This window comes from Streptomyces malaysiensis subsp. samsunensis (assembly GCF_024519315.1).
GTDB classification, from domain to species: Bacteria; Actinomycetota; Actinomycetes; order Streptomycetales; family Streptomycetaceae; genus Streptomyces; species Streptomyces malaysiensis.
This window is the reverse complement of sequence record NZ_JANIIC010000036.1, coordinates 85,449-111,116: the sequence shown is the minus strand read 5'-3', so window position 1 is coordinate 111,116 and position 25,668 is coordinate 85,449. Positions and strand designations below refer to the sequence as shown.

Sequence of the window (25,668 nt, the reverse complement as noted above, 5' to 3'; positions counted from 1 at the left end):
TTGCATGCTCTCTCTTCCCTCTTCCCAAAAGTTCCGTCCCGGCGAGGACGGTCAAGGTTGCTACCCCAGGGCCCGCTCAAGGAAATCCAGCACCACGCTCGCGTAGCCTTCAGGATCGGTCTCCAGCCCGAGCAGATGCTCGGCTCCCGGCAGAACGTGCGTCTCGGCCTGGGCATAGCGTTCGGCCAGCGCGTCCACCGAGGACGGCGGCACGATCGCATCGTGCTCGCCCGACATGAACAACAGGGGGATCTTGGCGAACTTGCCCGTCGCGGGCGGGGGCCACTGGGCCCGCAGCATGGCCGGACCCACCGCGCACAGCGTCCGTGCCACCACCGAACGGGCCGGTTCGCCCCTCAGCAGGTCGGGCAGCGGCAGCGCGTCCGCCTCCAGGAACTTGCGCAGCAGCGGCGGGACATCGTGCCCCGGCCCGCTGTCGCACACCAGCGCGTCGAGTTCGAACCCGTCGTGGGTCAGCGCCCACATCGACGAGAAGCACGAGAACGAGAAGCCGTAGAAGGCTATCCGCGCCGAGCCGTACCCTCGCTGGTCGCGCAGATGGGACACCACGGCGGTGACATCGCCCGCGAACCGGTCGCCGAGCCCGAACAGCGCCCGGTCGTCGCTGCTGGCCCCGTGGTTGCGGTGGTCGAACAGACAGACGGTGTACCCGGCGTCGTGCAGGAACTTCGCATGGCGGAGGCTGTGGTCCTTCGCCGTGGCCATGCTGTGCCCGAGCACCACCACCTTCTCCGGAGAGCCCGGGCACAGCCAGGTGTCGAGGTGCTTGCGCGCCGCGAAGGGGACCTTCAGCTCGGTGCAGGGCAGCCCGTGGTCCCGTGGGTGCTCCCGCTGCTCCCGGCGCCGCGGATGGAAGGCCAGATACGCCAGCGAGACCCCGTACAGCGGGGCGATCGGCAGGGCCGCGGCCGAGAGGACGCGGGCTCCCGGCGAGGGAGGCCGCGCCGACGTCTGGCGTGGCTCGGGCATCTGCGTCCTCCAGGAGGGGGAGTGTCCGTCGGCGGTCAGGGCGTTCTCGTCTCGGTCGGGACGGGCGGTCGGACGGGCGGGGGACAGGCGGTCGGCGCGGACGGGCGGTCGGAGCGGGCGGTCAGGCGGTCAGGCGGTCGGAGCGGGCGGTCGGGCGGTCGGGCGGTCGGGCGACATCGTGTGAACGAGCGGACGGGCGAAGAGTCAGCCGCAGCCCCCGGCATGGCCCGGATCGGCCGACCGGGCGACGACGAAGTCCGCGTCCGACAGCCCGGCGGCGTCCGCGCCCAACGGCCCGTCGGGCGGCGTGTCCCGGGAGCGCGGGCCGGAGCCGGCGCCCGGCCCGGAACGGGAGCGCACCGAGTCGACGAAGGCCGGCAGCCGGTCCACGCCCCAGAACTTGTCATAGCCGTGGGTGAAGAACGGCACGCCGAACGCCCCGGCGTCGCTGAGCGTGAGCAGGGCCTGGAGCCCCCGGCCACCGCGCAGCTCCTCGTCATCGGCCGCTGCTGCCGCCCGGTCGGCCGGAAGCCCCAGCTCCGCGGCGATGGCCGCGATGGTCGTACGGTCGCAGATGTCGCGGCCCTCCAGCCAGCGCGCACGGTAGACGCGCTCGATCCAGGCGGGGCCGAGCCCCGCGTCCAGCGCGCGGAAGTACGGCAGATGCGGCACCTCCCAGACCGGGCCGCGATCCACCGGCCAGCTGACCGCGAGCCCGCGGTCGGTCGTCAGCCTGCGCACATCCTGGAGGATATAGAGCTGCTTCTCCCGGGACATCGCCGTATACGGAAAGTGATGGCCGTGTTCGGCCATACGGCGCTCACCGTCCGCGTCCGGCTCCCACCAGGGGTGCCATTCCACCGCCTGTGCGACATCCGGATAGCGGTCCATCAGATCACGGTAGGCGATCCAGCTGTACGGGCTGCGGAAATTGAAATAGAAGCGCGGTGCTTTGCTGCGCTTGGCCGCCACGTCCGTACCCCCTCCCTCTTCCGTCTCCTGCGTGACGCTCTCTCAGCTCGCGGGCACCGCTCGACCGACGGTGCCCGCAGCGCCCGTCAGAGCACGATGCCGCCGTCGACCTGGAACACCGCGCCGGTCACATACTCCGCTCCGACCAGGTACGCGACCATGTCGGCGACCTCCTCGGGGCGGCCGAAGCGGCGCAGCGGAATGCTCTGCTCCGCCTCCTTGCGCACCCGCTCGGACAGCTCCGATGTCATATCGGTCTCGACGAAGCCGGGCGCCACCACATTGGCCCGGATGCCGTACCGTCCGACCTCCTTGGCGAGCGACTTGGTGAAACCGATGATCCCCGCTTTGGAGGCCGCGTAATTGCTCTGGGTCGCATTGCCGTGGACACCGGCGACCGACGAGATGTTGATGACGCATCCGGACTTGCGTTTCATCATTCCGAACACCACGGAACGGCACAGGTGATAGGTGCCGTCCAGGTTGACCTCCAGAACCCCCCGCCACTCCTCGTCCTTCATCAGCAGCAGCGGATTGTCCCGGGTGATCCCGGCGGAGGTGACCGCGACCTCGACCGGGCCCAGCGACTCCTCGGTGAAGGCGACCAGTTCGCGCACCGCGTCCGCGTCGCGGACATCCGTCTGTCTGCCGATCACCCGCCCGCCGCCGAGCCGGGCCGCCTCCTCCTCCAGCCGATGCGCGGCGTCGGGGCTGGAGCGATGGCAGAACGCCACGTCGAAACCGTCCCGGGCCAGCCGCAGCACGGTGGCCCGGCCTATGCCGCGGGACCCGCCGGAGACCAGCGCGACGCGCGGCGTCGGCTTCTCGTCACCGGATGCGCGGCCCGTGTCGTCGGATATTCGGTCGGACATACGGTGAGGTCCTTCTCCCGGAGGGTGGTGTGGTTCAGAGCGGGTCGGGCACAGGGGAGTCGGGCACGGGCGGAGCCGCAGGGGGGTCGGCCGGGGGCGGGCCGGTCACCGGCGGGGCGGTCAGTTCGGAGGCCGGGCGCATGGTCATCGTCAGCCGCCCGATGGTGAGGGCGGTCTCCTTGCCGACCAGGCTCTCGCCCTCGAAGACGAAGGTCTCGCCGACCCGGCGGGCCAGCCGCACATGGTGCTCCACCACATCGCCGGGCACCACCGGGCGGTGGAACTCTGCGTCGGTGATGCCGCCGAGCAGCATCGCCTTGCCCGCGCGCACATCGGGGTTGGGCCGGTCCCAGGTCACCAGCACCCCGGCCACATGGCACCAGGACTCGATGAGCACCGTCCACGGATAGTGGTAGTCCTCCGCGGACGCGGTGTCCGGCATCCCCTCGTACCAGGGCTCATTGCAGGTGACCGCCTTCAGCCCGCGGGCCCGCTCACCCGGCACCAGCTCGGTGACCCGGTCGACCAGCAGCATGGGGTAGCGGTGCGGCAGCAGCCGCTTGATCTCATCGACGGTGATCATCCGGCGTCCGCTCCTCGGGCGCGTACGTCTTGGTCTCTTCGCTCCTCCACCCCGGCCTCCGCGCCCGGGGCGTCCCGGTTCTCGAAGCGCAGCCTTATCTGCGCTGCGGGCCCGCGCCCGGTGGCCGCCGAGGCCCGGCAGCGCCAGGCCCCGTCCTTGCGCGACCAGACGTATTCGCTGGTCAGCTCGTCTCCGGGAGAGACCGGGCTGAGGAAGCGGGAGGACTCCACGGCCGCCAGGACCCAGCGCCCGCCCGGTTCGCGCTCGGGCAGCGTGGCGAGGGCGCCGCGCTGGACGTACTCCACCACACACACCCCGGGGAAGATGGCGAATCCTGGAAAGTGCCCGGCGAACACCTTCTCCGACGCGCCGACCACGGCCACGCACCGGGCGGGCCGCTCGCCGGGGACGCCCGGGTCCACGACCTCCACGGCCCCGTCGACCGGTCCGCACGCGGCCGTCGTCATCTCACTTCCCCATCTTCGAGGCGAGCAGGTCGTGCACCTTCCGGAGCGTGGTGATGTCCTTCATCTCCCGCTCCTCCAGCTTCACCGAGTACTTCTTCTCCAGGACGACCATGACCTCCAGGGCCATCAGCGAGTCCACGCCCAGCGTCTTGACGAAGTCGGCGTCGTCGGTGACGTCCTCCTCGTCCACATCGAGCACATCCGCGACAAAGGTGCGCAGCTCGTCCATGTCCAGGGCGGCGGTGGCGTCGGCCATGCGGGGGTCTCCTTCCGCTCTCAGGGGGGTGGGGCTCAGGGTTCGGGGGTGGTCAGCTTGGCGAGCGCGGCGGCCGACTCGACCGGGACGGTGAGCGCGCCGTCCGCGATCCGGCGGATCATGCCGGTCAGCTGGCGCCCGGGGCCCAGCTCCACGAACCGGTTGCAGCCCAGTTCACCGGCGAGCGTGCGGACGCTCTCCTCCCAGCGCACCGGGCTGGTGAGCTGGTTCAGTTCGAGGTCGCGCCAGCGCTCGCCGCTCGCGTACGGGCGGGCGTCCACGTTGGCGACGACCGGGAGGTGCTCGGGGGCGAAGCGCACGGCGGCCAGGGCCTCGCGCAGCTCATCGGCGGCCGCGGCCATCAGCGGGCTGTGGAAGGCGCCGCCCACGGCGAGCCGGATCACCTTGCCCTCGCTCTCCACGGCCAGTTCGGCGAGCCGGTCGACGGCCTCGGCGGTGCCGGAGAGCACGATGGCGCCGGGTGCGTTGACATTGGCCACCCAGACCTGGCCGCCGTCCTCCTGGACCCGGGCGACCAGCGCCTCCACGGTCTCGGGGCCGAGCCGCACCACGGCGGCCATGGTGCCGGGCGACCGCTCGGCGCACGCACGCATGGCGCGGCCGCGAGCGGCGACGAGGCGGGCGGTGTCGGCGAGCGGCACGGCCCCGGCGGCGTACAGCGCGGTGTACTCGCCCAGGCTGTGCCCGGCGCAGGCCACCACCTCGCCCAGCAGCCCGGCGGCCGCCGCCTCGCGGTGGGCGAGCACCTCGGTGGTGAAGACGGCGATCTGGGCGAGGTCGGTGCGGCGCAACGTCTCGTCGTCCGCCTTCAGCAGGAGTTCCTCGACGTCGACACCGGTGTGGTCCGAGATCTCGGCCACCAGCGCCCAGGACTCGGTGTCCCGCCACGCCTGGCCCATGCCCGACTTCTGGGCGCCCTGTCCGGGGAAGACCAGCGCCGTACGGGGCGCGCCGTCGTGGGCGGCTCCGCCCGTCGTCTCTCGGTCCGTCATCTCAACCAGCTCCTTCAGTTCAGGGGGCGGCCGGCCCGTCACCGGATCCGCAGCAGGGCCGCGCCGACCACGCCGTCCCGGTCCACGGTGGTGACCAGAGCGGTCGCGCCGGGGGAGATCTCCTTGCGCTCGGCCATCGCGAGCACGGCGGCGATCTGGAAGGCCGCAGCGGCGGCGCAGGTGTCGCCGATGGTGTCGGCGACCGTGATCCGCGGCGGCTCCTTGCCGTCGAGGGCGTCGGCGAGCGCGGCGCGTTCGGCCTCCCCCTCGGCCCCTGGGGCGCCGGAGTCGGCGACGGCGCTCAGCTCGCCGGGGGGCACACCGGTGCGGTGCAGCAGCCGGGCGATCGCCTCGGCGAGCACCGTACGGGCCGCCGTCGCGTCCGGGGCGCAGCCGAACTCCAGGCCCAGCACCTCGGCGAGCCCCTTACGGCCGTGCTCGCGCGCCGAGGCGTCGGGCTCCAGCAGCCATACGGCCGCGCCCTCCCCGAGCACGGCGGCGCTGTCGGCGCCGTCCCCGTCCGCGCGGGCGTGCCACTCCAGCCAGGCGCGGGCGGAGGAGAACTCCTCGACCGCCCCGCACAACACGGCCCTGGCCCGTCCGGCGCGCTGGAGCCGCATCGCGTACCGGAGGGCGAGCAGCCCGGTGGCGCGGCCGCCCGCGATGGTGGTGTTGGGGCCCCTGAGCCCGTGCCAGATGGCGGACTGGCCGGCCGCGCAGTTCATCACGGTGTTGGGGAACCGGGCCGGGTCCACGTAGAAGGGCTTCTCCCCCACCAGCGAGTCCCGGGTGAAGTCCATGATGCTCTGGGCGGAGCCGGTGCTGGTGCCGAGCGCGAGGCCGGTCTCCTCGTCCACTCCCGGCAGCCGCTCGGCCTCGGCGAACTCCCGCTCCCCGGTCAGCAGATGGCGGATCGCGGTGACGGCGAGCCCGGTGGCCCGGTCCATGGAGCGGGTGCCCTTGCGGCCGAGGATCTGCCGGATGTGGAAGTCGGGCACGAGGCTCGCCTCGCGGAACGGCACCGACCACTCCTCGGGGTCCAGCGGCCGGCCAGCCGTGCGGCCGGACCGCAGGGCCGCGGCGAAGTCGGACCCGCGCAGTCCCAGGGGCGATACGGCGGTCCAGGCCGAGATGACCGGGGCTGCCCCGCCGGGGGCGTTGACCATGGGTACGGGTGCTCCTTCGGTAGAGGCCAAGGGAATGTCGGTTGGGGCCATGGGGCCGTGGGAGGGGCGGGTCACAGGAACCACACCTGTTCGTAGGAGGGCCAGCGCGCCGCGAGGTCGTCGCCCTCGATGACGCGTACGCCGGGCAGCAGCCGCTCGGCGGCGGTGCGGCCGAGGGCGGCCAGGCCGTCCCGCTCGGCCAGCACGGTCACCCCGGCGGCCAGCAGCTTCGCCACGGAGGCGGGGGGATGGGGCAGGGTGTCCAGGGTGCGGTCGCCCAGGCGCAGCGAAGGCCGGGAGCCGGTGTCGAGGGCGTAGCCGACGGCGGGGCCGCGCAGCGCCACATCGCAGCCGCCGCTCTGCCGGTGCAGATCGGGCACGCAGTACAGCACGTCGGCGTACTGGGTCTCGATCGAGCCCCGGTACGCCTTCTCCACGATCAGCAGCCAGCGCGCCTGGTCGCCCATGGCTCAGCACACCCCCATGAGCAGGCTCTTGTCCGCCGCGTTCACATGCTCGGCGAAGACGAAGGGCGCTCGCGTACGGACCTGCGGTATCTGGTCGGCGGCGCCCCGCTCCTCGGCGCAGAAGCGGCACACGTACCAGTACAGCCGGTCGGGGTGATCCTCGATCAACTCGCGGACGACCCGGGCGGCGGACGGATACTCGCGGCCCAGGTCGGTGTAGTCGCGCGGTTTGGTATCGCCGAGGGCCGCGCCGGTCAGCCGGGTGGCGTCACCGCAGGTCCAGATCTGCACCCGGGCGCCCCGGGCGAGCAGCGCGCCGGCAAGCCGCAGCGCCGAGGTGACCAGGTCGCTCTGGTGGGGCGCGCCGAAGAGGTTGAGCAGCACATCGGTACGGGGAACGGGCCTGGGCATCAGTGCCACACCGCCCTGACCCGTGGCTCCAGCAGCTTGGCGGCCACGTCGTCCATCTCCACCAGCCGCGCCCGGGGCGTCAGATCGGCGGCGGGCAGGGCGCGCTGGGCGGCGGAGAAGGTGTCCACCCACAGCTCGCCGCCGTCGCTCAGGAACGTCTCGATTCCGGGGGCGGCACCGGGGACGGCGGCGGTCACGCCGTTCTCGACGAGGAACAGCACCACCTGATGGCCGTCCCTGGCCAGCCGCGCGGCGTCGCCGAGGAACCGCTCGCAGGCGGGTCCGGTCTGCGGCCCGCCGGTCTCGATCAGCAGATGGGCCGTCATGTCAGCAGCTCACCGCCGTCCACGCCGATCACATTGCCGGTGATCCAGGAGGAGTCGGTGCGCGAGAGCAGCGAGACCGCCTCGGCGACGTCCTCGGGCCGGGTCAGCCGCCGGTGCGGATTGAGGTCCCGGGCGTGGGCGGCGAGCCGGTCGCTGCCGGGGATGCGCTCCATGGACGGGGTCGGGGTGACCCCGGCGCGCAGCGCGTTGACGGCGATGCCGGAGGGGGCGAGCTCCAGGGCCAGCTGGCGCACATGGGACTCCAGGGCGGCCTTGGCGGCGGAGACCGCGCCGTAGTGGGGCATCACCCTGGCTCCCCCGGCGCTGGTCATCGCGTACACCTTGGCGCCCTGGCGCAGCAGCCCGGCGGTGAACAGGTCCTGGGTCCAGTAGACGAGGGAGTGCGCCATCACATCGAGCGTCATGTTCATCTGGCGGGAGGTCAGGCTGTCCTCGCCCGCCGCGCCGACGTACGGCAGCAGGGTGCCGAAGGCGAGCGAGTGCACCACGATCCGGATGCCCGCGCCGCCGGTCAGCTCCTCGAACCGGGGCAGCAGCTCCTCGCGGGTGCGGGCGGAGGCGGCGTTGGCGTTGAAGAAGTGGGCCTCGACGCCGTGGCCGCGCATCTCCTCCCGGGCGACGGCGGCCTTCTCCTGGCCGTCGGTGGTGTCGAAGTGGACGCCGAGGATGTGGACGCCCTCGCGGGCCAGTTCATGGGCGATGGCCAGGCCCATACCGCTGGACGCGCCCAGGACCAGGCACCAGGAACCTTCGAGTCGGGTGATCATCGCTCGCTCGCCCTCCGTCGTCCGCTCATCGGCTGCTCGCTTCCGCCCCGGGGGGCCCGCCGGGGGTGATGCCGGGCCCCCCGGGGGTGGCGCCGGGCCCGCCGGGGGTGGCACCCGGCCCGCCAGGGGCGGCACCCGGCCCACCAGGAGTGGCACCCAGCCCGCCAGGAGTGGCACCCAGCCCGCCAGGGGCGGCACCTGCTTCGGCCGGGGTGGCGTCCGCCCCCGCCGAAGTGACGTCAGGCCCGCCGGGAGTGGCGCCCAGCCCGGCCGGGGTGGCACTTGCCCCGGCCGAAGTGACGTCGGGGCCGCCCCGGGTGGCGTCCACCCCCGCCAGGGTGACGTCGGGGCCGCCGGGGGTGGCGCCCGGGCCGCCGGGAGTGGCGCCCGGGCCACCAGGGGCGGCGCCCGCCCCCGCCGGGGTGGCGTCCGCCCCCGCCGAAGTGACGTCAGGGCCGCCGGGAGTGGCACCCAGCCCGGCCGGGGTGGCGCCTGCCTCGGCCGAAGTGACGTCGGGGCCGCCCGGGGTGGCGTCCACCCTCGCCGGGGTGACCAGGCATACGGCGGCGTTCCCCTCGGCCGCCGCGGTGATGACGGCGTGGGCGCGCCCGGCCGGTGCGACGAGGGCGGCGGCCACGCGCGCCACCGGCTCCAGGGCGCCCGCGCCCGCCGGGACCCGTTCGGGCTTCCCGGCCGGTGGCCGCCCGCCCAGCGCTTTCTCGTCCAGCGCCTTCTCGTCCAGCGCCGCCGCCATGGCCTCGCCGACCGGCGAGTCGTCGAGGACGGCGGTGACGGCCAGGGGCTGGTCCGGCCGGTGGCCGAGGGCGTCCAGCGCGTCCCGCAGCAGCGCCGCGGCGCGCTCGGCCCCCTCGGCGGAGGCGGCCGCCTTCGGCGGCAGGAAGAACGAGCGGACGCCCACCCGGCCCAGCGCCGCCACCCCCCGGCTCCGGGCGGCGGGTTCGGGCTCCAGCACCAGCGCGACGGCCCCGGCCTCCGAGGTGCCGGCCCCCGGTTCGCCCTCGGGCAACGCCTCCTCGGTGGCCCCGGCCAGCAAACGCCGGGCCCGGCCGGTGAGGAGGGCGCGCTGACCGGTCTGGAGCGCCTCCAGGCCCGCGACCCGGGGGCTGGTGAAGGTGAGGTTGAAGCCCTTGAGGTCGTGTTCGGTGGCCAGGCGGCTGCCGAAGAGGTTGATGGAGAAGTAGGGCGCGGCGACCGGGGACAAATCACCCGCCCCGGAGGTGGTGACCGTACGGTCCATCGTGTGGTGCAGGGCGACGGCTGCGCTGTTGGTGCCCACCGCGGCGCCGCGTTCCTCGGGGCCTACCGCCTCCAGGGCCTCCGGGCCCGCCTGGGCCAGCGCGCGCTTGGCCGCGGCGAGGAAGTACTGGGAGGCGGCGGGCAGGTACTTGTAGCCGTGACGGCCGAGCGCCGTACGGAAGTCGAAACCGTCCGCGTCCACGGTGCCGATGCCCGTCACCACCAGCCCGACGGCCGGATCGCCACCCGCCGCCTCCCCGCTCGCCTCTCCGCCCACACGGCCCAGAGGCGCGCCTCTCGTCACCATCCCCGGCCCGGCGACCGCATGCGCGTCGCCCGCCGCCCCCTCGTTCGCCTCTCCGCCCACACGGCCCAGAGACGCGCCTCTCGTCACCATCCCCGGCCCGGCGACCGCATGCGCGTCGCCCGCCGCCCCCTCGTTCGCCTCTCCGCCCACACGGCGCAAAGGCGCGCCGTTCATCGCCACCCCCGGCCCGGCGGCCGCATGTGCGTCGTTCACGCGGCGGCCTCCCCGAAGACGAGCGAGATGTTGTTGCCCCCGAAGGCATAGGCGTTGACCAGCCCGTACGCGCCGGTCATGGGCGCGGAGCCGGACGGCAGCGGCACCCCGCACTCGGGGTCCCGCTCGCCGACCGGCACGTTCGGCGGCAGCGTCTTGTGGTGCAGCACCAGACTGGCGGCCAGCGCGGCGAAGGCGCCCGCCGCGCCGCCCGTGTGCCCGATGAGCGCCTTGACGCTGTAGAGGGGTGTCCGGGGCGTCAGCGCGCCGAGCACCCGGCTCTCCACCACGTCGTTGAGCTCGGTGCCGGTGCCGTGCGGGATCACGAACCCCAGCCCGCCGGAGCCGGACTCCGCCCCGGAGCCGGTACCCGAGCCGGTCCCGACCTCGGCCCCGGTCCCCGCTTCCCGCAGCGCCTCGCGCATCGCGCGCTCGATCTGCTCACCGGAGGGCTCGGGGGCGGTCGCGTGGTAGGCGTCGCAGCTCCAGCCGGCGCCCGCCAGACGGCCGTAGACGGTGCGCGCGCCGCGCGCGCGGGCGTGCGTGGCGGACTCCAGGACGAGCACGGCGGCACCCTCGCCGAAGACGGTGCCGCGCCGCTCGACGGCGAACGGGCGGCAGCGCTCGGGGTCGATGGCGCCCAGCCGGTTGAAACAGGCCAGGGCGACCCGGGAGTACGCCTCGGCGCCGCCCGCGATCACCACATCGGCCTCGCCGGAGCGGATCAGATCGGCGCCCACCGAGAGCGCGTAGCCGCCGGCGGCGCACGCGTTGCTGACACAGGTGTTGACGCCCTGCGCGCCCAGCCATCCGCCGACCACCGAGGCCAGGGGGAAGGCGGGCGCCCAGCGGCCGGACTCGGGGGCCTGGCCGGTCCACCAGCCCTCGTGCAGATCCGTGTCGCCCATACCGGTGCTGAGGGCGACGGCCACCCGGCGCGGATCGACCCCGGCGCCCAGGGCGCCCGGCCCGGCGTCCGGTCCCGTATCCGATCCCGTATCCGGCCCCGGCGGCGCGGCCAGCCCCGCGTCGGCGACCGCCTCCCGCACCGCCGCGAGCGCGAACTGGGAGGCGCGCCCCAGCGGCAGCCCGTCCCGCTCCGGCGGCCCGTCCGGAAGGTCGGCCTCCGGCACCAGGTACATCAGCGGATGGTCCATATGGGCGAGCGGGTCGGGGACCCGCGTCGGCCCGGTGTCCGCCGCGTGCATCCCGCGCCAGAAGGCGTCGACGCCCGCGCCCAGCGGGGACAGCGCGCCGAGGCCGGTGACCAGTACGTCGTCCATCAGGTGCCGCTCTGTTCTCCGCCGAGCGCGTCCAGCACCCGCCGGTCGAAGGGGACCAGCCGCCAGTCGCTGCGGTTCTCGATCACCGCGTAGCCATGGGTGATCCGGCCGGTGGCGGTGAGGGTGAGCGCGCCGTCGCGGACCACGAAGCAGTCCATCCGGGCGGTGTAGGTGAGGTCCTTGAAGATCTCCTCGACCGTGTAGACGGTGTAGAGGTCCTCCTCCATCACCGCCTCGTCGATGACGCGCACCGAGGACTGGGGAACGACCGGTATCCACTTGCGGTCGTCCAGCAGGGTCTTGATGGAGATGCCCCGGTCGAACACGAAGCGGTCCTTGGCCTCCTCCATCAGCCGCAGATAGCCGGACATCTGGAGCCGCTCGGTGAAGTGGCAGTACGGATAGGGGATGTTCCACTTCCAGGCGTAGGCGTTGCGGCCCTCGGTCAGCGAGGCGAGGACGGCGCTTTCGTCGCCGTCCGGCATCTGCACCCGGATCGGGGCGAGCTCGTCCGGGCCCGCCTCGGCGCCCAGCCGGTCCACCACGAAGTGCGCGAACTCGGCCGAGGGTTCACCGTGCTCCGGCAGATAGGAGTCGGCGCGCAGCGAGACCCGCACCTTGGCGGCCACGGCCTTGAGGACCGAGCCGTCGCGGTCCACGCGCAGGGTCACCCGGAAGCCGAGGGTGCGGTCGTCCTCGGCGGTGTCCGGCACCACCTCGGCCTCGGCCACGTCGTCCATGTGGAAGGCGTGCAGGATGCGGGTCTCCAGGGCGACGATGTCCAGCCCGAGACCGTGCTCCTCGTACAGCCGTCGCGCGGGCACCCCGGACTCCGCGAAGTGCACCAGCACGGCTTCCTCGACGAGGTAGTTGACGTGTTTGAAGCCGATCCAGGTGCAGATGTTCGAGCCCTCGTAGCGCGGGCGCAGCCGGACGGTGGTGACGTCCGTCAGCAGGGCTTTGGTCGACATCGGCGGGGCGGCGGCGGTCATCGGGAACACTCCATGGAGATAAGGGGGGCACGTGCGGGGTGCGGGTGGCTCCGGTCGGGCGTGGGGCGCAGCAACAGTCCGGCCACGGCGTCCGCGGTGTCGTCACCACTGGTGATCAGGGCCTGCCGGGACACGGGCACCGGGTCCCGCGCACCCCCGGGACCGGCACCGAAGGCCGTACCGTTCCCGGCTCCCGCGTCCGGCTCGACCGGCTCGACCGGCTCGACCGGCTCGGCGCCGCTCGTGGCCGCGGCGCGGGCCAGCCAGCCGACGGCCGCCACGCACTGGAGCACCCCGAGGGCCCCGGAGGCCCGGCCCACCGCGCCGGTGACGTCGTAGCGCGGCACGGCCCGCGGCACCGGTACGCCCCCGGCGGGCCCCTCGGTGTAACGCTCGGGGGTGAACCAGACGCCGGGGGCGGCGGCGTCGGGCAGCAGGGCCTCGACACAGCCGGTGAGCCCGGCCCGCCGCTCGTATTGGCCGAGGGCGGCGACTCCTCGCGCTCCCCGGGCCTCGGCCCAGCGGGCGCCCTCGACGACGAGCGCTGCCGCGCCGTCCAGCAGCTCACCGGCGGACCGGCCGAGCAGATCCTCGACGACGGCGTTGTGCGTCTCCGCGCCGACCACCACCACGCGCCGGACCCGGCCCGCCGCGACCAGCGCGGCGCCCCAGTGCACGGCGTCCAGGCCGGATGTCGGCCCGTTGCACAGCATCAGGTTGGGGCCGCGCAGACCGTGGCGGATGGCCACCCAGGAGGCGATCACATTGCTGGAGGCGTTCGGCAGGCTCATGGGGCTGAGGTCCACGGCCGAACGCTCGGCGATGGCGGTGGTGGTGAGGCAGGCGGTGTCGAGGTTGCCCAGGTTGGAGCTGGCGACCACGCCGATGGTGTCGCCCGGCACCGTCACCGTCTCCCTGTCGGAAGGGCTGTCGGAAGGGCCGCCGGCAGGGCTGTCGGACTCCCGGTCGGAGGGGAGCAGGTCGGCGTCCCGCAGCGCCTCCAGCGCGGCGCACAGCGCCAGCCGCGTCGCCCGGTCCTTGTAGCGGTGGCCCCGGCGGCCGATCCGGGCGGCGGTGTCGAACGGCTCCGGGTCGGGCCCGGTGACGGGGCAGGCGGTGCGGCGCAGCAGCGCGTCGGGGGTGCTCGCGCCGGGGACGGCCAGGCCGACGCCGGTGATGACGACTTCACCGGGGCCATGCGTCATCGGTCGGCCCTCTCCACGATGGCGACCGCGTTGACACCGCCGAAGCCGAACGCGTCGATCTGCGCGACCCGCAGATCCCCGCCCTCCCGCGCCTCCTCCCGGACGAACCGGAACGCCTCGGCCTCGGGCAGCGGTTCGGCCAGGCCCAGGGTGGGCGGCACCCGGCCGGAGGCCAGGGACTCCAGCGCGACGATCAGGCTGAGCAGACCGGAGCCGCCCGAGGTGTGGCCGGTCATGCACTTGATGGCGGTCATCAGGGGCCCGCTCACCTCGGTGCCGAAGACCTCGGCGATGGCGGCGGCCTCGGCGGCGTCGTTGAGCTGGGTGCCGGTGCCGTGCAGCAGCACCAGATCGATATCGCCCGGTTTGACGCCCGCCCGCCACTGCGCCTCGTGCACCGCCCGTGCGATGCCCTGGGGGTCGGGGGCGGTCACATGACGCGCGTCGCAGTTCATGCTGACGGCGCGCACCCGGCCGAGCGCGCCGGTGCCCGCGCCGGGCTCCTCCCGGCGCAGCACCACGGCGGCCGCGCCATCGCCCATCAGCACCCCGCGGCGGTCCCGGTCGAACGGGCGGACGCGGTCGGGGGGTTCGCTGTTGACCCGGTCCAGCAGCCCGTACATCGACTCGGTCACGGTGTCCACACCGGCTACCACGACCGTGTCCTCGGCCCCCGTGGTCAGCAGGTCGGCGGCGAGTGCGAGCGCGTAGAGCGAGGCCGAGCAGGCCCCGGAGAAGGTGTGGGTGCGGACCGCGCCGAAACGTTCGCGCAACGCGGTGCCGAAGTGCAGCCGGCCGATGTCGAAGGGCGCTCCGTCGCGCCAGGCGAGTTCGGCGGAGCGCAGCTCCCGCAGCCCGGTGCCGACGAGGACGGGCACCTCGCTCAGGTCCTCGCCGAGCCCCGCCTGGGCCGCGGCCTCGCCGACCGCGCGCAGCAGCCAGTCGGTGGCGCGGCCCGGGAGGTCGGCGCCGGGCGCGGGGCGGTCGTCGATCTCGTAGGCGTGGCGGGTCCGGTACCGCTCCTGGTCGAAGCCGCGCAGCTCACCGAGGCCGCTGATGCCGGCGCACAGGGCCCGGAAGACCTCGTCCACGCCCTCGCCCACGCTCGCCACGGCACCCGCCCCGGTGACCAGCTGACTCATGACCAGTCCGCTTGGCTCTTGCCGAAGATGACGACGGCGTTGTTCCCGCCGAAGGCCAGCCCGTTGTTCTGGACCACCTTCAGGTCCGCCGCCACGGCCTGGTTGGGCACACAGTCCAGACCGCATTCGGGGTCGGTCTCGTCATGGTTGATGGTCGGCGGGATGAAGCCCTCGGTGAGCGCGAGGGCGCAGGCGATCGAGGCCAGTGCCCCGGCGGCGCCCATGGAATGGCCGATCATCGACTTGATGGAGACCGTGCGCGGCGCGGTGTTCCCGAACACCTGGCGGATGGCGCGGGCCTCGGTGATGTCGTTGGCCTTGGTGCCGGTGCCGTGCGCCGAGATGAAGTCGACCTCTTCCGGCTTGACCCGGGCGTTGTCCAGCGCGAGCCGCATACAGCGGACCACGCTGTCCTGGTTGGGGGCCACGGGGTGGTCCGCGTCGCAGTTGAGTCCGTAGCCGAGGACCTCGGCGTAGATACGGGCGCCCCTGGCCAGCGCCGACTCCAGGCTCTCCAGCACCAGGATGCCCGCGCCCTCGCCGGTGAGGATGCCCTTGCGGTCCTTGTCGAAGGGCTGGCAGCGCTCGGGGGCGATGGTGCCGAGGCGGTAGAAGCCGGTGAAGGTCTTGCGGCACAGGGCGTCGGCCCCGCCGCACAGCGCGAGGTCCACGTCCCCGGCGCGGATGGCGTCGAAGCCGTAGCCGACCGCGTAGTTCCCGGCGGCGCACGCGGTGGGGAGGGTGACCGCCTCGGCGCGGGTGAGGCCGAACTCCTGGGCGATCGCGCTCGACAGCCGTCCGGCGGGCACCCGCCGGGCGACCGTGGGATCCATCCGCTCGGGCCCCAGGTCCACTTCCTCCTCGACCAGATGGTCGAGGTCCCTGGACTCGCCGTCGGTCGTGCCGACGGAGATCAGGGACGGTATGTCGCGCAGCGCGCTCCCCGACTCGGGGAATCCGGCGTCGACCACCGCCATACGGGCCGCCGCGACCGAGAACCGGCTCGCCCGGCCCAGGGTCCGCACATCGAGATTTCGAATCCACCGGTCCGGCTCGAAATCCTTGACCTCACACGCCGTAGATCGGTCGAAGCCCTCCGTGTCGAACGCGGTGATGGGCCCCGCCGCGCTCTTCCCGGCGCGCAGTCCGGCGAGGAATTCCGCCACGCCGACGCCGATGCCGGACACCGCCCCGAGGCCGGTGACAACGACCCTGCGACCCGGCTCACCACGCATTTCGCCCTGCCTTCCGAGGAGTCCGCCAGGTCCGGCGGTCACCAGCCCGCCGCGTCGGAGACAACCTCGTAAACGCCCCGGAGGTTTACCATCCGGGCAAGTTCGGACTGGTCTATGACGACATTGAAGGTCTTCTCCAAAGCCGCGAGTATTTCAATGGCACGCAGTGAATCCGCGTCATGCTCTTCTTTGAAGAGACTGGTCTCGGTGACCTCGTCGGGGTCGATCTCAAGAATATCGGTAACGATTTCCTTGATGGTTTCACGACGCTCTTCGACGATGGCGGTCATTACCGCGCACCTCCATTTTCGGGCATGGGCAAAGCGACGAAGCTCCCGCTGACGCTAGGCGCCGGTCCGGGAGGGGACAACCCCAGAGTCCACTAGCTGTCACGTGCCCGGTGAACACCAGCGTTCGACCAGTTCACGTGTCATAAAGCTGCACAGGGCACCCGGTTACCCCACGGTCAGAACATGGATTCGGCAGGAAGCTGCCAGGTCGTCAGTGGACAGAAGCGTTCCAATAACGTTCAAACCGCCAACAACCCGGCTGTCGCTCCTCCTGATGCGCGGCCCGCCCCTACTCGGGTTCGGACTCCATCAGCCCGGCGCGCACGGCGCGCACTCCGGCCTGGAAGCGCGATTCGACCTGGAGGTCACGCATGATGTCGGCCACATAGCGACGGTAGGTACGCACCGAAAGGCCGAGTTTGCGAGCCGCCGCGTCGTCCTTGTAGCCCTCCGCCATCAGCGTCAGCACCTCACGCAGCACCCGGCCGCGCGCACCGCCCTCGAACGACAGGGGCCGCATCGGGCGCTGGGCCGTGTCCCACATACCGCACAGCAGTTGGTGCAGCATATCGGCCACGGTGGAGTTCTGGATCATCGAGGCGCGGGAGCCGCCGGGCTCGCCCGGCGAGGCGTCGGGCGCGATGACCGCCGCGCCGTCCACGACCACCAGCTCCTGCCGCACCCCCTCGGTGACACGCACCTCCAGCCGCGCCACGGTCCCCACCGAGCGCTGCCAGGCCACGCCCCGGATGACCTCCGGCGGGCAGAGCATCCGGGTCCTGACCCCCTTGCCCGCCAGCTGGGCGAGGGTCTGCGCCACCAGCCGGGCGTGATCCTCGCCCGTCACCTCCGGCAGGCTCCAGATCACATCCCGCTCGGCGCGCAGCACCAGCCGCGCCACCCACCCGGCCACGGCCTCCCCGGCCACCGGCAGTTCGGCGGACGCCGAGGCCAGCGTGGAGCGGCGGTGGTGGTGCACGGCGGACTCCAGGAGGCGTAACGCCTGACCCAGAGTCTCCTCCAGGTTGTCCGACCCCATGTCCGGCTCCGTTCGGACCGCTTCCCCCGTACCCGCCTCCCCGTCAAATCCGTCAATAGGCACTCGCCCATTTGGTTGAATTCCGAAATGGCTCAAAGGACACCCCCGTTCCCTTTCCGGGAACAGTAACGAGCCCCCTGGCACACGGCAAGGAAGATCGTTCCTTATGGGACACTTCCCGCCGGGAAATACCCTCGCGTTCCGGCCACGACACCTCCCCGTGCCGGCAAGGGGCTGCGCCTCCGCTCGGCGGATTGGTAACTTCCTCCAGAGCCAGCAAGCCATCCCTTGCCATACGACGCGGACCCCCCACCTTGCCCTGGGTCCCGAAAGGCGCCGCCCCCATGGCTGCACAGAACACCGCGACCACCGATGCCACGCAGGTTGATCCCTCGCACTCCCCCACCGGTCGGCAATGGCTCGCGCTTTCGGTGCTCGTCCTGTCCCAACTCGCGGTGTGGCTCGACAACACCGTGCTCAATGTCGCCCTCAAGACCCTCGCGGACCCCACCGAAGGTCTCGGTGCCAGCCCCAACCAGCTCCAGTGGAGCATCAGCTCCTACACCCTGGTCTTCGCCGTGCTGCTGTTCACCGGCGGGGTGCTCGCCGACCGCTACGGCCACCGCCGTCTGCTCCTGACCGGCATGGTGCTCTTCGGCGTTACCTCCGCCTGGGCCGCCTACGCCGGCTCGGCCACCGAACTCATCGTGGCACGCGGTGCGATGGGCATCGGCAGTGCCCTGATCATGCCCGCCACCCTGGCCCTGATCGCGCAGGTCTTCGACGAGCGGCACCGGGCCACCGCCATCGCCATCTGGTCGGGCTCCAGTGGAATCGCGATCGCCACCGGGCCGATGCTCAGCGGACTGCTGCTCGACCACTTCTGGTGGGGATCGGTCTTCCTGGTCAATGTGCCGATCGTGGTGCTGTGCGTGGCCGGTTCGTTTCTCTTCCTGCCCGGTGTGGTGACCCGGGTGCGGCAGAAGTTCGACCCGCTGGGCGTGGTGCTCTCCACCGCCGGGCTCTTCGCCATCGTCTGGGGCGTCATCGAGGGCGGCCACCGCAACGACTGGACCGATCCCGCCATCGTGGGCTCGCTGGCCGGAGGTGTGGCGCTGGTCGTGGTCTTCGTCCTGGTCGAACTGCGCGTCGCCAACCCCAGCTTCGACGTCCGGCTCTTCCGCGACATCCGCTTCACCGGCGCCAGCGTCGCCGTCATGCTCACGTTCTTCGGACTCAACGGCTCGATGTACTACACCAGCTTCTATCTCCAGGGCGTCCACGGCCAGACCCCGCTGGAGTGCGGGCTGTCCATCGCCCCGGTCGCACTCGGTGTGCTGCTCGGCGCCCCGCTCTCGGCCAAGCTGGTACGGGCCTACGGGGTGCGCCCGGTCGTCACCGCGGCCATGCTGATCGCCACCACCGGATTCATCGCCTACGTCTTCCTCGACGAGACCAGCGGACTGCCGCTGTTCTGGGTCTTCCTCATCCTCCAGGGCCTGGGCATGGGCGCCGCCGTCGCCCCCACCACCGAGGCGATCATGGCCATCCTCCCCGCCGACCGGACCGGCGCGGGCTCCGCCGTCAACAACTCGCTGCGGCAGATCGGCGGGGTCCTCGGGGTCGCGGTCCTCGGCTCCGTCCTGGTCAGCGTCTACCGCGACCAGGTCACCCCGCGCCTCGGCGGGCTGCCGTCCGGTGCCGCCGACAGCGCCGCGGAGTCCCCCGAGGCCACCCGGCTGCTCGGCGCGAAGATGCGGCTGCCGCGGCTGTCGGACATCGCCGACGAGGGGTTCGTCCACGCCATGCATGTAGCCTCCGTGGTCGGCGCGGCCGCCGCCGCGGCCGGAGCCCTGATCATCTGGTGGGGCTTCCGCCGGACATCTTCCGGAGCACGATCCAGCATGTGATCTTTCTTCCTTGCCACCCCCGTCGCCCCGGCATAGCCTCCCGGCACAACATCCGTATTCCGGAAGGCAGTTCACATGCGTACAGCTGTCATCACGGCGGCAGGCCAGGTGGAGACCAGAGAGATACCTGACCCCGACATCGGTGACTCCGAGGTGCTGGTACGCATCGCGGCCTGCGGCATCTGCACCATGGAGGCCAATCTCTACGCCGGGCGGATGACGGTCTACCCCGCCGCCGCCGGACATGAGATCTCCGGCTGGGTCGAGCGGATCGGCGCCAAGGCCGCCGACCTCGAGGACATGCCCGCCGTGGGCTCCCTCGTCACACTCGACGGACTGCCGCGCTGCGGCGCCTGCCGCAGCTGCCGGCGCGGCCAGACCGCCATCTGTGTCGCGCTCCAGGGGCACAAGCGCGAGGACGGCGCGATCACCATGGGCGCGGGGCTCGCCGAATACATCGCCCTGCCCGCGTCACGGGTGTGGTCGGTCGGCGACACCGACCCCGCCGTCGCCGCCATGGGCGAACCGCTGGCCTGCGTGGTCCACTCGCTGCGCCGCGGCGGCTTCCGCGCCGGGGACCGGGTCACCGTCATCGGCGCCGGCTATATGGGCCATCTCCACCTCGCCGTCGCCGCCGAGCTCAAAGCCCGCAGTGTCGCGGTGGTCGAACGGGACGAGCAGCGGCTGGCCGCCATCGCGGCGGCGGGCGCCGACGCGGCCGTCACCCCCGAGGACGTCGGCCAACTCCCCCCGGCCGATGTGGTCTTCGTGACCATCGCCTCCAAGGAGGCCATCGCCGCGGCCCTCGCCGCGGTCGCCGACGGCGGCACCATCGTTCTCTACGGCGGCGGCCCCGGCGGCCCGCCCGCCGAGCTCCCCGGCTATGAGGTGCACCGCCGCCAGCTGACCGTCACCGGCTCCTTCAGCCATGAGCCGGACGACTGGCGCGCCGCCGCCGAACTGCTGCGCGGCGGGCGGCTGTCGGGGCGGCTGGAGACGCTGGTGACGGCGCGCTACACCCTGGACGAGGTCGAGAAGGCGCTCAAGCAGGCCGCCGAGACGCCCGTCTACCGCGTGGTCGTCACGCCGTAGCCGCCCGCGGCCCGGCCCGTACGGCGCTCCCCGCGCGAACGGCGTTCCCGTTCGAACGGCGCTCTCCGCGCCCGAATCGGCGAGTTCTCTCGCGCATCGGCCAGCCCCTCGCGCATCGGCCAGCCCCCTCGCATCGGCAAGAGACCAAGAGATCAAGAGATCAAGAGACAAGCGAAAGGATTCCCCTCCGTGTCCCTGCGCGTAGGCGTGCAACTCCACCCCCAGCACACCGGAATCGCCGAGCTGCGCACCGCGTGGCGGGAGGCCGACGCCCTCGGGGTCGACTCGCTGTGGACCTGGGACCACTTCCTGCCCCACACCGGCGACCCCGCCGGGCGCCACTACGAGTGCTGGTCGCTGCTGTCCGCGATGGCGGTCGAGACCCGGCGGGCCACCATCGGGCCCCTGGTGAGCTGCACGGCCTTCCGCAATCCGCATCTGCTGGCGGACATGGCCCGCACCGTCGACCAGCTCAGCGGCGGACGGCTGGTGCTGGGTCTTGGCGCGGGCTGGTTCGAGGCCGAGCACACCGAGTACGGACTGCCCTTCCCCGGCCCGGCCGGGCGCATGGACGCCTTCGCCGCGTCCGTCACCGCCGTCAAGGAGCGGCTGGCCAAGCTCAACCCCGGCCCCGCGGGCCCGCTTCCGCTGCTGATCGGCGGCGCCGGGCGGCGGCGCACCCTGGAGCTGGTGGCCCGCGAGGCCGACTGGTGGAACTGGTACGGCTGGGCCTCCGAGGACCCGGTCGCCGAGTTCCGCGAGCTGAGCGGCGTCCTGGACCAGTGGTGCGACCGGGTCGGCCGGGACCCGGGCCGGGTGGCCCGTACGGTGATGATCAACCCGGACCAGCTGCCGCTGGTCGAGGGGTTCGCCGAGGCCGGTGCGGTCCATGTGGTGCTCTCCCTCCCCGCCCCGTACGAGCTGCGGAGGGTCGAGGAGCTGCTCAAGGTGCGCGCCGCGCTCGGCTCGTGACGGCCCTCGGCGAGACGGCGCCCCGTACGCCCCTGGGGCGCCGCTTCGGCCTGCTCATGGGCGCCCTGCTGCTGTCCAGCCTGGGCAACGGGCTGTGCTTCCCGTTCACCTCGATCTACATCAGCCAGTTGCTGGGGCTCGGCGGCCGGGCGGCCGGCGGCTACTTCATCGCCATGGCCGCCGCCAGCTTCGCCGCCGCCCTGGCCGGCGGGCCGCTGGCGGACCGGGGCAGCCCGCACCGGGTGGGCGCGCTGGGCGGCGCCGCGCTCGCCGTCGGATACGCGCTGCTGGCGCCGGCCGACTCGGTGGCGCTGGTGCTCGCCTCGGGCATCTGCGTCGGGGCCGGTTTCGGGCTCTTCTACGCCTCGATCGTGGGCGTCGTGGACACGGCCGTCCCCGAGAGCGGCCGCCGGGCCGCCTTCGCCATCCGGCATATCGTCAACAACACCGGGATCGGGCTGGGTTCGGTCGTGGCGGGGCTCGCGCTGCACGGCGCGGACACCCCGGTGGGGGCGCTGCGCTGGCTGTACCTGGCCAACGGACTGGCGGCGCTGCCGCTGATCGCCGTGATCCTGGGCGTACGGCCGCGGACCCGGCCCGCGCCCACTACGGGGTGTCCGGCGGACCACGCGGCGGAGCCACATATCGGTGCTTCCCCCGCCGCAGGCGGCAAGATCCGTCGGACGCCACCTGAGCCGTCCGGGGCCGGGCCGACCTATCGCACCCTGCTGCGGGCCCGCCCGATGGCGCTGCTGATCCTGGCGCAGGCGCTCTTCGCGATCGTCGGCTTCACCCAGATCGAGGCGACCGTACCGCTGCTGATGCATGACCGTATGGCGGTCACGCTGGGCTGGGTCAGCACGGTGGTGGCGGCCAACTCCTTCGCCCTGATCGCCCTCCAGCCGCTGCTCCGCCGCCACCTGGAGCGGCTGCCGGAGACCGTCGGCCTGGCGGCCGGCCCGGTGCTGTGGGCCATCGCGTTCGGCTGCGGCCTGGGTGCGGCGCTCGCCGGGGAGACGGCCCCGGCCGCCGTACGGTACGGGCTGCTGCTGGCCTTCGCGGTGGTCTTCGCGGCGGGCGAGCTGATGTACTCCTCCGCCTTCTATCCGCTGCTGCTGCGCTGGTCGGGCGAGGAAGCGGTGGGCCGGGCGAGCGCCCTGGCCTCACTGGCCTGGAACCTGGGCACGGCCTCCGGGCCGCCGATCGGGCTGTTCGTCGTCGCCCACGCCTCGGCGGCGGGCAGCTGGCTGGCGCTCGCGCTGGGCGCGGCGGCCGCGTTCACCGTGACCGCCGCGCTGCACAGCCGGGCAGGCGCCTGATCAGCCACCCGGAACTCTGCGTACCGACCTACGACTTGGGCAGGAACGACGTGTCGTAGGCGTCCTCAGGTGTGACGGTCTTCTCCAGGAGCCCCTGGTCGTACATGAAGTCGGCCATCCGGGTCCAGGTCTGTGGGTCGATCGCACCCAGCTCGCCCTGGTCGTTCTTCATCAGCGACGCGGTGGCCTTGAGCACGGCGCGGGCGTTGTCGCGCTGCTTCTCACCGCGCAGCCCCGGTACATACTTCTCGCTGAGCTCGATGGCCTCGTCCTGGTGATCGATCGCATAACGCAATCCGCGCAACGAGGCGTCGACGAACTTCCTGATGTCGTCACCGCGCTTGTCGAGCGTCTTCTTCTTGGCGCCCAGACCCACACCGACCAGCTGATCCCCCGACGAGCCCGAGTTGAGGGTAATCGAGCGGACTTCCTTACCGGCCTCCTTGAAGGAGATGGCGTCATTGTTCAGATAGCCCATGACCCCCTCGACCTTGTTTCCGGTGAGGGCGGCCTGCTGGGTGAAGCCGATGTTCTGTACCTTGGCGTCCTTGGTGGAAAGGCCGCCCTCCTTGAGGAGCGCCAGCAAACCGAAATAGGTCTCGCCGAAGGGGCCGGGTGTGCCGATCTTCCGGCCCTTGAGGTCGGCGGGGGTCCGGATCTCGGAATCCTTGGGCACGATCAGCCCCACCGGGTATTTCTGGTAAAAGGTGGCGATGTCCACGACGGGCACATTCTTGGCGCGCGCCTGGAGCATCTCGTCGCCGCCCGCGTAGATCACATCTTCCTTGCCCGAGGAGAGGGCTCCGAAAAGATCTTCGGCCGCACCGTGATGACGTAGCGTCACCTTGAGTCCGGCGTCCTTGTAGTAACCCTTTTCAGCTGCCACATAGAACGGGGAGAACTGGATGTTGGGGGTGTAGGTCAGCCCCACCGTGATGCCTGCGCCGCCCTTGGCCCCCGCGTCCTTCGGCTCCTCGGCGCACGAGGTCAAGGTGGCCAGTGCCACCACCGAGGCGAGGGCCGCACCCGTGACCCGGTGTCTGCGGGCACACCTCATGGACGTCTGCACGAAACGCACGTACTTCTCCTCTTGGATGAAAGTTGGTCAGTCGCGCTGAACGAGCCGCTCGACCAGGCGAACCACTCCGTACAGGACGGCGGCGAGAAGGCCGAGCATGACGAGCGTGGAGAACAGTCCGATGGTGTCGGCCTCCTGGCGCTGCACCGACAGCAGCTGCCCCAGTCCGTCGCCGCCCATCACGAATTCGCCGACGACGGCGCCGGTGATGGAGAGCGTGAGGCCGTTGCGCACCCCCGCGAGGACGCTGGGCAGGGCGAGCGGCAGCTCGATGTACCAGAGCATCCCCCACCACCCGACCCCGTCCACCCGCGCGGCCCCCATCACATCGGGGTCCAGTGAACGCAGTCCCAGCACGGTGTTGACGATGATGGGGAAGAAGACCAGCAGCGCGCAGAGGACCGCGATGGGCAGCAGTCCGTACCCGATCCACAGGGCCAGCAGGGGCGCCAGCGCCACCGCGGGCATGGCCTGCGAGGCGGCCACATACGGCTGGAGCGCCGCGGCGGCGATCTCACTGCGGGCGATCAGATAACCCAGCGGCAGCGCCACTCCGATCCCGATGCCACTGCCCGCAAGCGCCTCCCACACCGTCTCCTCGGTGTAGTCGACAAGATCACCGTGGAACACGTCATCGAGGAAATGCCGCGCGAGGTCGAGCGGAGCCGGAAGATAGAACTCCGCAACGGCGCCGGTCCGGGTCACGATGTCCCAGACGACAAGCAGCGACAGCCCGAATACAAGCGGCGGCAGCACACCCCGGAACAGCGTTCTCCGCCGGTCGGCGAGGGCTCCGCCGGATGCCGCCGCGGTCATTTTCCGACCGTCTTCGCTCCGCGGTCTCTCACCATTTCCGGCGTCGTCACCGGTCTTTCGCGCATGTCCCGGTCGGGGTGAATGCGGCGCCTCCGTACTCGGCCCGCCGTCCGCGCCCGCCGTGGCGGTCGCGCCCCTTCCGTGCCCTTCGGTCATCCCCAAATCCCCTTGCATTACCGGCTGTTGCCAGATCTCGGCACGCCCGCAGGCAACCTATCGCCAGCACGCTCCGGATCACAATGTCGATGGGGAAAACGAAATTATCATGTGGACGTATTTCCAAGGATGCCGAGCTCAGTGGCGCGCACCCCCGCCTGGAAACGGGAGTTGGCCTCCAGCAGTTCCAGGATCCCGGTGACATAGCGGCGGTACGTACGCACCGAGATCGCCAGATCGCGGGCGGCGGCCTCGTCGGTGACCCCGTCGCGCAGCCGGGCCAGCACCCGGCGCACCATTTCGGTACGGGCGCGATTGCCGAAGTCCAGCGGGCGAGCGGCGGGCACCGCACCGCCCCAGATGGAGCGGAACATGCCGTACAGGGTGGCGACCACCACGGGGTCCTCGATGACCGAGGTCTGCCGTCCCTCCTCGGCCTCGGTGCACACCAGGGCGGCCCGGCCGTCGGCGATCACCGCCGTGGGCAGCGCCACCGCCGCGATCCGCACCTGCGCGGGGTGCGCGGCGCCGGACGCCCCGGCGGGCGAAACGGATGACGCGGGACCGGGGATGGGCCGTGGCACCGGCCCCGGCGACGCTCCGGCAGTGGCCCCGGATCCCGCCCCGGGCCCTGATCCGGATCCCGCCCCGGATCCCACTCCTACCGCTGATCCAGGAGCCGATCTTCCGCGCAGCACCCGCACCCCGACCGGCTCGCCAAGGTCCTCCAGCAGTGCGCCGAGCGCGGCATGCGCCGGCGCCATCCGGGCCGAGCACTCGGGGAAGACGGCGTCCACGCTCCGCCCCGCCTGGCCGATCACCTCCTCGGCGGCGGCGAGGAACGCGGCGTCCTCCACCCCCACCTCGGTGAACCGCGCATCCCGGGCCCGCCGGGCGCGGTGCTGGACCACCGTGGACTCAATGAGGTCCCGTACCTCCCGTAATGTCCCCTCCAGGGTGTCCACCGCGAGCGCGGCCTCCGGCCCCGGATCGCGTCCGCGGTCCATCATGTCGGCATTCCCGCACTTTCCGCCTCGTGACGTGGTCAAGG

Annotated in this window: 27 protein-coding genes; 4 read left to right on the top strand and 23 right to left on the bottom strand. The window is 72.3% G+C overall.

The window, feature by feature from the left end; translation table 11 throughout:
• Positions 1 to 60: 60 nt before the first annotated feature.
• The 20 genes from NQU54_RS28235 to NQU54_RS28140 all read right to left on the bottom strand — a co-directional run bounded on the left by NQU54_RS28235 (position 61) and on the right by NQU54_RS28140 (position 17,274).
• A complete protein-coding gene (locus tag NQU54_RS28235; protein WP_069863859.1) occupies positions 61 to 990 on the bottom strand; it encodes an alpha/beta hydrolase in 930 nt (309 codons plus the stop codon).
• Positions 991 to 1,194: 204 nt separating this feature from the next.
• On the bottom strand, positions 1,195 to 1,962 hold the full coding sequence (locus NQU54_RS28230; protein WP_257633540.1) for a DsbA family protein: 768 nt from the start codon (positions 1,960 to 1,962) through the stop codon (positions 1,195 to 1,197).
• Positions 1,963 to 2,048: 86 nt separating this feature from the next.
• Positions 2,049 to 2,834, bottom strand: a complete 786-nt coding sequence (locus NQU54_RS28225) for a beta-ketoacyl-ACP reductase (RefSeq protein WP_167501833.1) — start codon at positions 2,832 to 2,834, stop codon at positions 2,049 to 2,051.
• A gap of 34 nt (positions 2,835 to 2,868) precedes the next feature.
• Positions 2,869 to 3,417, bottom strand: coding sequence for a 3-hydroxyacyl-ACP dehydratase FabZ family protein (locus NQU54_RS28220; RefSeq protein WP_257633539.1), 549 nt, complete (start codon positions 3,415 to 3,417; stop codon positions 2,869 to 2,871).
• Entirely contained in the window at positions 3,414 to 3,884 is a 471-nt protein-coding gene (locus NQU54_RS28215; RefSeq protein ID WP_257633538.1) for an ApeI family dehydratase, read from the bottom strand. The genes NQU54_RS28220 and NQU54_RS28215 overlap by 4 nt, the downstream gene beginning before the upstream one ends.
• Before the next feature lies 1 nt (position 3,885).
• Positions 3,886 to 4,140: an acyl carrier protein gene (locus NQU54_RS28210; protein ID WP_020871038.1), complete on the bottom strand. Its 255-nt coding sequence runs from the start codon at positions 4,138 to 4,140 to the stop codon at positions 3,886 to 3,888.
• 35 nt (positions 4,141 to 4,175) lie between these two features.
• Positions 4,176 to 5,153: an ACP S-malonyltransferase gene (locus NQU54_RS28205; RefSeq protein ID WP_257633537.1), complete on the bottom strand. Its 978-nt coding sequence runs from the start codon at positions 5,151 to 5,153 to the stop codon at positions 4,176 to 4,178.
• 38 nt (positions 5,154 to 5,191) lie between these two features.
• A complete protein-coding gene (locus NQU54_RS28200) occupies positions 5,192 to 6,319 on the bottom strand; it encodes a beta-ketoacyl synthase N-terminal-like domain-containing protein (protein ID WP_257633536.1) in 1,128 nt (375 codons plus the stop codon).
• Positions 6,320 to 6,390: 71 nt separating this feature from the next.
• Positions 6,391 to 6,786 (bottom strand): hypothetical protein, encoded by a 396-nt coding sequence (locus NQU54_RS28195; protein WP_069863844.1) that lies wholly within the window; start codon positions 6,784 to 6,786, stop codon positions 6,391 to 6,393.
• Between the two features lie 3 nt (positions 6,787 to 6,789).
• Positions 6,790 to 7,197 carry a hypothetical protein gene (locus NQU54_RS28190; protein WP_257633535.1) on the bottom strand — a complete coding sequence of 136 codons (408 nt, stop codon included), beginning with the start codon at positions 7,195 to 7,197 and terminating at the stop codon, positions 6,790 to 6,792.
• Entirely contained in the window at positions 7,197 to 7,523 is a 327-nt protein-coding gene (locus NQU54_RS28185; protein WP_257633534.1) for a DsrE family protein, read from the bottom strand. Before NQU54_RS28185 ends, NQU54_RS28190 begins: the two co-directional genes overlap by 1 nt.
• Entirely contained in the window at positions 7,520 to 8,311 is a 792-nt protein-coding gene (locus NQU54_RS28180; RefSeq protein ID WP_257633533.1) for an SDR family oxidoreductase, read from the bottom strand. Before NQU54_RS28180 ends, NQU54_RS28185 begins: the two co-directional genes overlap by 4 nt.
• Positions 8,312 to 8,336: 25 nt before the next feature.
• Positions 8,337 to 10,088, bottom strand: a complete 1,752-nt coding sequence (locus tag NQU54_RS28175) for a beta-ketoacyl synthase N-terminal-like domain-containing protein (RefSeq protein WP_257633532.1) — start codon at positions 10,086 to 10,088, stop codon at positions 8,337 to 8,339.
• The gene (locus NQU54_RS28170; RefSeq protein ID WP_257633531.1) at positions 10,085 to 11,371 is read right to left on the bottom strand and encodes a beta-ketoacyl-[acyl-carrier-protein] synthase family protein; all 1,287 of its coding nucleotides are present in this window, start codon (positions 11,369 to 11,371) and stop codon (positions 10,085 to 10,087) included. The genes NQU54_RS28175 and NQU54_RS28170 overlap by 4 nt, the downstream gene beginning before the upstream one ends.
• On the bottom strand, positions 11,371 to 12,363 hold the full coding sequence (locus NQU54_RS28165) for an acyl-CoA thioesterase family protein (protein ID WP_257633530.1): 993 nt from the start codon (positions 12,361 to 12,363) through the stop codon (positions 11,371 to 11,373). Before NQU54_RS28165 ends, NQU54_RS28170 begins: the two co-directional genes overlap by 1 nt.
• Entirely contained in the window at positions 12,360 to 13,568 is a 1,209-nt protein-coding gene (locus tag NQU54_RS28160; protein WP_257633529.1) for a beta-ketoacyl synthase N-terminal-like domain-containing protein, read from the bottom strand. Before NQU54_RS28160 ends, NQU54_RS28165 begins: the two co-directional genes overlap by 4 nt.
• Positions 13,565 to 14,710, bottom strand: coding sequence for a beta-ketoacyl synthase N-terminal-like domain-containing protein (locus NQU54_RS28155; protein ID WP_257633528.1), 1,146 nt, complete (start codon positions 14,708 to 14,710; stop codon positions 13,565 to 13,567). The genes NQU54_RS28160 and NQU54_RS28155 overlap by 4 nt, the downstream gene beginning before the upstream one ends.
• Positions 14,707 to 15,945 carry a beta-ketoacyl-[acyl-carrier-protein] synthase family protein gene (locus NQU54_RS28150; RefSeq protein ID WP_257633527.1) on the bottom strand — a complete coding sequence of 413 codons (1,239 nt, stop codon included), beginning with the start codon at positions 15,943 to 15,945 and terminating at the stop codon, positions 14,707 to 14,709. Before NQU54_RS28150 ends, NQU54_RS28155 begins: the two co-directional genes overlap by 4 nt.
• A 38-nt stretch (positions 15,946 to 15,983) precedes the next feature.
• Complete coding sequence (locus NQU54_RS28145) at positions 15,984 to 16,235, bottom strand: acyl carrier protein (protein WP_069863824.1); 252 nt, start codon at positions 16,233 to 16,235, stop codon at positions 15,984 to 15,986.
• 289 nt (positions 16,236 to 16,524) lie between these two features.
• Positions 16,525 to 17,274, bottom strand: a complete 750-nt coding sequence (locus tag NQU54_RS28140; protein WP_257633526.1) for a helix-turn-helix transcriptional regulator — start codon at positions 17,272 to 17,274, stop codon at positions 16,525 to 16,527.
• 344 nt (positions 17,275 to 17,618) lie between these two features.
• On the opposite strand from NQU54_RS28140, the gene NQU54_RS28135 reads away from it, so the two are divergent.
• The 4 genes from NQU54_RS28135 (at position 17,619) to NQU54_RS28120 (ending at position 22,567) form a co-directional block, all read left to right on the top strand.
• A complete protein-coding gene (locus NQU54_RS28135; protein WP_257633525.1) occupies positions 17,619 to 19,184 on the top strand; it encodes an MFS transporter in 1,566 nt (521 codons plus the stop codon).
• 75 nt (positions 19,185 to 19,259) lie between these two features.
• Positions 19,260 to 20,276, top strand: a complete 1,017-nt coding sequence (locus NQU54_RS28130) for a zinc-dependent alcohol dehydrogenase (RefSeq protein ID WP_069863818.1) — start codon at positions 19,260 to 19,262, stop codon at positions 20,274 to 20,276.
• Between the two features lie 189 nt (positions 20,277 to 20,465).
• Complete coding sequence (locus NQU54_RS28125) at positions 20,466 to 21,248, top strand: LLM class F420-dependent oxidoreductase (RefSeq protein WP_257633524.1); 783 nt, start codon at positions 20,466 to 20,468, stop codon at positions 21,246 to 21,248.
• The gene (locus NQU54_RS28120; RefSeq protein ID WP_257633523.1) at positions 21,245 to 22,567 is read left to right on the top strand and encodes an MFS transporter; all 1,323 of its coding nucleotides are present in this window, start codon (positions 21,245 to 21,247) and stop codon (positions 22,565 to 22,567) included. Before NQU54_RS28125 ends, NQU54_RS28120 begins: the two co-directional genes overlap by 4 nt.
• A gap of 28 nt (positions 22,568 to 22,595) precedes the next feature.
• Here the strand turns inward: NQU54_RS28120 and NQU54_RS28115 are convergent, their stop codons facing one another.
• The 3 genes from NQU54_RS28115 to NQU54_RS28105 form a co-directional block, all read right to left on the bottom strand.
• Entirely contained in the window at positions 22,596 to 23,645 is a 1,050-nt protein-coding gene (locus NQU54_RS28115; RefSeq protein WP_232639792.1) for an ABC transporter substrate-binding protein, read from the bottom strand.
• A 27-nt stretch (positions 23,646 to 23,672) separates the two neighbouring features.
• On the bottom strand, positions 23,673 to 24,236 hold the full coding sequence (locus NQU54_RS28110; protein ID WP_237288278.1) for an ABC transporter permease: 564 nt from the start codon (positions 24,234 to 24,236) through the stop codon (positions 23,673 to 23,675).
• Positions 24,237 to 24,724: 488 nt separating this feature from the next.
• Positions 24,725 to 25,627, bottom strand: coding sequence for a helix-turn-helix transcriptional regulator (locus NQU54_RS28105; RefSeq protein WP_257633522.1), 903 nt, complete (start codon positions 25,625 to 25,627; stop codon positions 24,725 to 24,727).
• Between the last annotated feature and the right edge of the window lie 41 nt (positions 25,628 to 25,668).

Excerpts from the sequence above, each read along its gene's own strand:
- NQU54_RS28235 (WP_069863859.1), bottom strand. The coding sequence starts at position 990 with ATGCCCGAGCCACGCCAGACGTCGGCGCGGCCTCCCTCGCCGGGAGCC.
- NQU54_RS28225 (WP_167501833.1), bottom strand. The coding sequence starts at position 2,834 with ATGTCCGACCGAATATCCGACGACACGGGCCGCGCATCCGGTGACGAG.
- NQU54_RS28220 (WP_257633539.1), bottom strand. The coding sequence starts at position 3,417 with ATGATCACCGTCGATGAGATCAAGCGGCTGCTGCCGCACCGCTACCCC.
- NQU54_RS28215 (WP_257633538.1), bottom strand. The coding sequence starts at position 3,884 with ATGACGACGGCCGCGTGCGGACCGGTCGACGGGGCCGTGGAGGTCGTG.
- NQU54_RS28210 (WP_020871038.1), bottom strand. The coding sequence starts at position 4,140 with ATGGCCGACGCCACCGCCGCCCTGGACATGGACGAGCTGCGCACCTTT.
- NQU54_RS28205 (WP_257633537.1), bottom strand. The coding sequence starts at position 5,153 with ATGACGGACCGAGAGACGACGGGCGGAGCCGCCCACGACGGCGCGCCC.
- NQU54_RS28200 (WP_257633536.1), bottom strand. The coding sequence starts at position 6,319 with ATGGTCAACGCCCCCGGCGGGGCAGCCCCGGTCATCTCGGCCTGGACC.
- NQU54_RS28195 (WP_069863844.1), bottom strand. The coding sequence starts at position 6,786 with ATGGGCGACCAGGCGCGCTGGCTGCTGATCGTGGAGAAGGCGTACCGG.
- NQU54_RS28190 (WP_257633535.1), bottom strand. The coding sequence starts at position 7,197 with ATGCCCAGGCCCGTTCCCCGTACCGATGTGCTGCTCAACCTCTTCGGC.
- NQU54_RS28185 (WP_257633534.1), bottom strand. The coding sequence starts at position 7,523 with ATGACGGCCCATCTGCTGATCGAGACCGGCGGGCCGCAGACCGGACCC.
- NQU54_RS28180 (WP_257633533.1), bottom strand. The coding sequence starts at position 8,311 with ATGATCACCCGACTCGAAGGTTCCTGGTGCCTGGTCCTGGGCGCGTCC.
- NQU54_RS28170 (WP_257633531.1), bottom strand. The coding sequence starts at position 11,371 with ATGGACGACGTACTGGTCACCGGCCTCGGCGCGCTGTCCCCGCTGGGC.
- NQU54_RS28165 (WP_257633530.1), bottom strand. The coding sequence starts at position 12,363 with ATGACCGCCGCCGCCCCGCCGATGTCGACCAAAGCCCTGCTGACGGAC.
- NQU54_RS28160 (WP_257633529.1), bottom strand. The coding sequence starts at position 13,568 with ATGACGCATGGCCCCGGTGAAGTCGTCATCACCGGCGTCGGCCTGGCC.
- NQU54_RS28155 (WP_257633528.1), bottom strand. The coding sequence starts at position 14,710 with ATGAGTCAGCTGGTCACCGGGGCGGGTGCCGTGGCGAGCGTGGGCGAG.
- NQU54_RS28150 (WP_257633527.1), bottom strand. The coding sequence starts at position 15,945 with ATGCGTGGTGAGCCGGGTCGCAGGGTCGTTGTCACCGGCCTCGGGGCG.
- NQU54_RS28145 (WP_069863824.1), bottom strand. The coding sequence starts at position 16,235 with ATGACCGCCATCGTCGAAGAGCGTCGTGAAACCATCAAGGAAATCGTT.
- NQU54_RS28140 (WP_257633526.1), bottom strand. The coding sequence starts at position 17,274 with ATGGGGTCGGACAACCTGGAGGAGACTCTGGGTCAGGCGTTACGCCTC.
- NQU54_RS28135 (WP_257633525.1), top strand. The coding sequence starts at position 17,619 with ATGGCTGCACAGAACACCGCGACCACCGATGCCACGCAGGTTGATCCC.
- NQU54_RS28130 (WP_069863818.1), top strand. The coding sequence starts at position 19,260 with ATGCGTACAGCTGTCATCACGGCGGCAGGCCAGGTGGAGACCAGAGAG.
- NQU54_RS28105 (WP_257633522.1), bottom strand. The coding sequence starts at position 25,627 with ATGATGGACCGCGGACGCGATCCGGGGCCGGAGGCCGCGCTCGCGGTG.